The sequence below is a fragment of the Moorena sp. SIO4E2 genome (assembly GCF_010671945.1).
Classification (GTDB): domain Bacteria; phylum Cyanobacteriota; class Cyanobacteriia; order Cyanobacteriales; family Coleofasciculaceae; genus Moorena; species Moorena producens.
This window is the reverse complement of record NZ_JAAHIE010000478.1, coordinates 1-5,624: the sequence shown is the minus strand read 5'-3', so window position 1 is coordinate 5,624 and position 5,624 is coordinate 1. Positions and strand designations below refer to the sequence as shown.

5 protein-coding genes and 1 pseudogene are annotated in these 5,624 nt (G+C 42.3%); 3 read left to right on the top strand and 3 right to left on the bottom strand.

Translation table 11 applies throughout. The annotated features are described in order from the left end of the window. Positions 1-227: 227 nt before the first annotated feature. From F6K37_RS30955 to F6K37_RS30945, 3 genes and pseudogenes are all read right to left on the bottom strand, one after another. A pseudogene (locus tag F6K37_RS30955) lies at positions 228-365 on the bottom strand (30S ribosomal protein S6--L-glutamate ligase); the annotation flags it as partial. Between the two features lie 345 nt (positions 366-710). After that, positions 711-869 (bottom strand): hypothetical protein, encoded by a 159-nt coding sequence (locus tag F6K37_RS30950; RefSeq protein ID WP_154659961.1) that lies wholly within the window; start codon positions 867-869, stop codon positions 711-713. Between the two features lie 32 nt (positions 870-901). Further along, positions 902-2,110, bottom strand: coding sequence for an FG-GAP repeat domain-containing protein (locus F6K37_RS30945; protein WP_008190206.1), 1,209 nt, complete (start codon positions 2,108-2,110; stop codon positions 902-904). 38 nt (positions 2,111-2,148) lie between these two features. Here F6K37_RS30945 and F6K37_RS30940 point away from each other — a divergent pair, with 38 nt between their 5' ends. From F6K37_RS30940 to F6K37_RS30930, 3 genes are all read left to right on the top strand, one after another. Then, the gene (locus F6K37_RS30940) at positions 2,149-2,352 is read left to right on the top strand and encodes a hypothetical protein (RefSeq protein WP_131826875.1); all 204 of its coding nucleotides are present in this window, start codon (positions 2,149-2,151) and stop codon (positions 2,350-2,352) included. 496 nt (positions 2,353-2,848) lie between these two features. After that, positions 2,849-2,977, top strand: a complete 129-nt coding sequence (locus F6K37_RS30935) for a hypothetical protein (RefSeq protein WP_267872112.1) — start codon at positions 2,849-2,851, stop codon at positions 2,975-2,977. 418 nt (positions 2,978-3,395) lie between these two features. Beyond that, the coding region (locus F6K37_RS30930; RefSeq protein WP_287254362.1) for an NACHT domain-containing protein at positions 3,396-5,624 on the top strand (2,229 nt) is incomplete at its 3' end.

The following is a 5,624-nucleotide window of genomic DNA, read 5'->3' as shown; positions in this document are numbered from 1 at the left end:
AATGGCATCAAAGTTTTCTAAAGGTTTTCCCTGATCTAGCAGAAGTCAGAAGTCATTTGTCATTTGTCAGAAGTCAAACTCTTGCGCTTCTTGATGCAGTCGCTCATGGGGGAAACCCCCAAGACCGCTTAGGTGCGCTTTCCGTTGGCGAATTAAATTCGCCACGGGTCGCACCTCTGCATCGCTTACAAAGGGTGTGAGACTTTTGTCATGTCCTAACTGCCCTGGCGACTGCTATACATTACCATTGGCTTGTGAGCTGTAATATTCAGGTAACAGCGCATATAGTCAATCACCCGCATTTCATGACCCCGCTTTTCCCCAGCATCCTTCAACCGTCGGGTAGAATATATAGCAATTCTCATAGCTATGAGGTACACAATTTCGGGATTTTAGGGAACAGCGGATCACCGGAACAGCGGATCTGGGAAGAAAGAAGAGGAAATAGGGAATAGGGAATAGGGAATAGGGAATAGGGAATAGGGAATAGGGAATAGGGAATAGGGAATAGGGATGCGCTGCATCAAGAGGTGCGCTCTTACTTGGCGAATTTAATTCGCCAAGTAAGAGCGCACCTAACAGGGAATCAGCTTCCCAGGAGACTGTACCTCATAACTGTGATAAACGCTATAAGGCAGCATTTAGGGATAAGATCGCAATTTTCATTTAGTTTACTCTATATCATCAACGCTATAGAATAAAAATAACTCTTAGGGGCGCACGGGATGCGCCCCATTGGTGTGTGACCAATTGATTGTAAACGGCAGCAAGTCAGCAGTGCGATTGGCCGTAGGCCACGCTACGCGATGCTCGGTACGAGCCGCTACGCGATCGCATAATTTGATTAAGCGCTGTTTGTTGACACTCAAGCGTCAACAGTTAACGGTCAACACATGTCACTTCAGGCATGGCCTTCCCAGCTCAAATCTACCGACTCAGCGATTACTGGTCGGTCGTAACCGTTTTCATGCATCATCCACATCCCTGTCTTGCCGTCAACAGTATTGCTCCAGAAAATGTCATCGTAAGCATTGTCGTCAAAATCCATAACTCCTTGAATTTTCCAGGTGTTGTCAAAGGGTGCATTATTAACAAATACTGATTCTATGTAATCGGTACCTGCCATGCGCCAGTAGTAAAGATTTTGGTTTTCAGTATTAAGCCAGAGAATATCCGTATTATCATTTCCATCAAAGTCTCCGGCACCAACCATCTTCCATTTACTGTTCGCTGATTCTGATTTGATTAGTACTCCCTGAATCGGCTCAGTGCCATTCATCAGCCAAACTGCATTTTCGCCAGTGGAGTGATTACGCCACAGCAGATCGGTTTGCTGATCACCGTTGAAATCTCCTGTGCCATGGATTTTCCAGTTGAGGTCTGAGACTGGGACGATGGATACTGCTTCTTGGAACTGGGAACCCTTCATTAACCAGATACCAATGTCTCCATTAGCGGTATTGCGCCAAACCAGATCTTTGTGGCTATCACCGTTGAAGTCTCCAGCAGCACGAATCTCCCAGTCACTGTTAACGGATTCCATTTGAATCGTCACTGCCTCATCTAGGTCAGTACCCATTACCCCATGCATCCGCCAAGCTCCCATGGCACCAGTCTGAGAATTATGCCAAAACAGATCCACTTCAGCGGAAGTAAATTCAATGGCGTCAATTCGCCCTAACTCGAAGGTCTCATTATCAAGACTATCTGCCTCTACAACAATTTCGATGCGATCGCCTGGGGCAAGTTGTACATCTTTAAAGATAGGATTTGGATTAGGATCACTATTGCTGAGAGAGTCAGTGAAACCGACATAGTTAAGGGGGTTGGGTCCATCTCCACCAAGGTTTTTCTCCAAAGTATAGGTGTCAATGTCAATACCATTAACCCGTAGTATTAGTTTAGCTTTTCCATCTACTTCATCAAAGTGAGCAATACCGATATGGTATTTGCCAGCAACACCATCAGTTTCTGTCCAGTCAATTCTGATTATGCCGTTGGTTTCAATGTCTTCGATTCTGACTGCTTTAGAGCCTGAAGCACTTACATTATCAAAAACCTCGTAATTTTGTAGGGTAACGCGAGTTGAGTTTTCTGCTTCGATTTTCATGGTTGTTTTCCTGTTTTAGATGAAGCGCGTTTTGTTGATTGGTAACTGTTGACAGTAAACTGTCAGCCGTCAGCGGTCAGCGGTCAGCGGTCAGCGGTCAGCGGTCAGCGGTCAGCGGTCAGCTTCAAATAAAATTGAAAGTCTGGGGAAAACCCCCATTGCGCGTAGCGCATAGGCTATCAGCTAATGCGCTACGCGCACGCTACTTGAGGTGCTTATGCGCTACAGATGGTGCTATTTGAAGTGCTAGCAGGCGCTTTAACTGCACGGGGTCGGATGAGTAAAACAACCAGGGATTTTCAACCAACCGTACTAGCCCCCCCAGCTTGTTTACTAGCTCCCGTTGATTACCTGACGGCTGACAGCTGATAGCTGAATGCTTACAACTATTAAGCAAAACTATTGGTAGAATGCGGTTTTTGGTTTAAATGCAGCCTGGTCTAATCTTGTGTCGATTACACAAGTGTGTCTTTTACGTGGATGGTGGAGATTGCACACTAGATTATTTTCTACCATGATAGATTTTGGATCTGTTTTGAAATTATGTCACTTTAAAAAGTGGCATAGTTAAATGCTATTATAAAAATCAGCTGCTATAATATAGCCGGTTTTAATTCGGTAAGGTATAGGAAAGGGAACAGGGAATAGGGAACTTCGGATCAAAAATTATCACAATTCCTACACGGATTGCTAGAGATTTTTCTTGTTATCCTAGGAAGCGATGCAGAGGTGCGACCCGTGGCGAATTTAATTCGCCAACGGAAAGCGCACCTAAGCGGTCTTGGGGGTTTCCCCCATGAGCGACTGCATCAAGAAAAAACCTTGTCTATTCTGTTAACCCTACAGCATGTCGAATCAGACTTATAACTGGCAGCGATTTTGGTGTTCTTCCTCTGATCGCTTCGATTTAGGCTATGATGGTTACTTATCCGATCCAGAAGTTCAATCGGTCAACGGTTACAATCCCAATCCTAAGTTGGTAACCTTTAGGGAAATTTCTGAAATACCCTGCCTCATACTCCTCGGTGAACCGGGCATCGGCAAGACTCAAGCCATGAAGGAGGAAGAAGATAAGGTGACTGCTGAGCTTGAAAATACAGACGATGAAATTCTGTCACTTGATCTTCGATCAGTTTCTACGGAAGATAAACTCAATAAGAAACTGTTTGAAAGCCCAAAATTTATTAGGTGGCAATCTGGTAGCCATGGCCTTTCGGCCACGCTACGCGAACGGCTCCACATATTTTTAGATAGTCTTGATGAATGCCTTTTACGACTAGAAACAGTGGCAGCAATTTTAGTTGATGGGCTTAAGGATTATAAGGAACATGTTAACTGTTTAACTCTTCGGATTGCTTGTAGACCAGCGGTATTACCATCTGTGCTTGAGTCAGAACTAAAGGAAATTTTTGGGGAAGATTCCCTAGGAATATATCAGCTAGTTCCACTTCGTCGTAAAGATGTTGTTAAAGCACCAGAAGCTAACGGAATTGATCCAGAATCTTTCTTAGAAGAAGTTTATAGAAAAAACCTCGTCCCCCTAGCTATCAAGCCGATCACCCTAAACTTTATGATGAAGAGTTACGGTGATCGTGGTCAGTCTCTCGAAAATAAGAGGATTGATGAAATTTATCTTGATGGCTGTCTCTGTTTATGCGAAGAAAGTAATTCTAGCCGTTGTGCCTCAGGTGCTATGGGTGGTCTCGATCTAGACCAGCGCCTGATCATTGCTGCTCGGATTGCGGCTGTTACAATTTTTGCCAATCGATTTGGTGTTTGTAATGGAACATATGCAGATTGTGCTCCATCTAAAGATGAGCTAGTTCTAATTAACGATCTTTGCATTGAGACCGAAGTTGCTAATAGCAAGAATTTGGAGGTCACTGCATCAGCTATCAAAGAGGTTTTAGATACTGGATTGTTTTCATATCGTGGTGAAAAGCTGATGGGGTGGTCTCATCAAACCTATGCTGAGTTTCTAGCAGCATGGTATTTGAAGGAACATCATGTATCTGTGTCCTTATTCCAGAGTCTTTTCTATTTATCTAAGGATGAAGACCCTGAGCAGAAATTGATTCCTCAGCTCCATGAAACTGCTGCATGGTTAGCCACCATGATACCTGAGATACGTCAGGAAATTCTGACAACGGATCCTGATGTATTACTTCTGAGCGATATACCTAAAGATGCTAGTGTGCAAGAAGCGGTAGTTTCCAATTTATTGCTGGAGTATGAGCAAGGAAAAATAAATCAAAAACTAATTAACTACCGCTTATACGAGAAACTAAAACATCCTAACCTTGCAGAACAAATTCGTCCATATATTGTGGATGCAACTAAGCCAATTGATGCACGATATACAGCTATCACGATGGCTCACTTCTGTCAACTGAAGGAACTCCAAAATGAATTGGTTACCTTAGCAACTGATTCAGCGGAAACCATTGAACTTAGGATTAGTGCTGTTCAAGCTATTGGGGAGATTGGAGATAAAAATTCAAGACTCAAACTCAAACCGTTAGCCCTTAATCCCCTTCTAGAGAATGAGCAGGACAGGCTTAAGCTTTATTGCCTACAAGCATTGTGTAATAATAAGCGCAATGATTTGACAGATGATGAGTTATTTGATATTATAGCTATTCCCAATAAAACAACTCCTATTAGTAATTCCTACCGAGTGTTTATCAGCTATACACTTGTACCAATGCTTAAAGAAAAATGGCTGAGGCAACCAAGATTAAAAGCAGATTTTATAAAGAAATATGGTAAGAGCAATAAGTTTATCAACGTACTAGTTAACTTAGGTAAAGTTGACTCTGATTTCGGATTAGATTTAATAGGATATATCTACCTAAAACCTAGGCTTGCTGATCACGATCAGGATTGGATGGAAGATCCAATGCTTAGCTCACGATTGGCCATACTAAATAAATTTTTTGCGGATGAAATATACCATACATTTAAGCAAAATAATACAGCATCGATTGATTCGATTATTGAAGATTATTATAATTGGGCTAATCAAAAATGGCTCTCTGAGCAATTTAGTTCTTATTTTAAGAATAGTGAACAGGGACAACTAGCTTCAGAAAAAGCTGCAAATCACCGTCCTCAACAAAACTTATTAGAACCATCTCCTAGAGAGAGAGTTATTCTTTGTTTGAATCAATTAGAAGATGGTAACTTATCAGCTTGGTGGCAGTTGAATAGGGAAATGACCCTTAAGCCAGACAGCCGACACTATTCTAATGAATTTGAACCTGATTTAACTAAGCTTCCAGGGTGGAAAGAGGCTGATGATCCTACTCGGACTAGGATTATTGAAGGTGCCGAAAACTATATTATAAATCAGAAAGAGATAAATACTGATTGGATTGGTAAGAATAAAGTTAATTGGCCAGCCTTGGCGGGTTGTAGAGCATTTCTGTTGCTTCTAAATAAAGCTCCAAAGATTCTTGACAAGATTCCATCTGAAACATGGCGCATTTGGGCACCTGTTATCATCGCTTTTCCT

What these genes read in the sequence shown, in the direction of transcription:
- F6K37_RS30945 (WP_008190206.1), bottom strand. Translation starts at nt 2,110, where the DNA reads ATGAAAATCGAAGCAGAAAACTCAACTCGCGTTACCCTACAAAATTAC.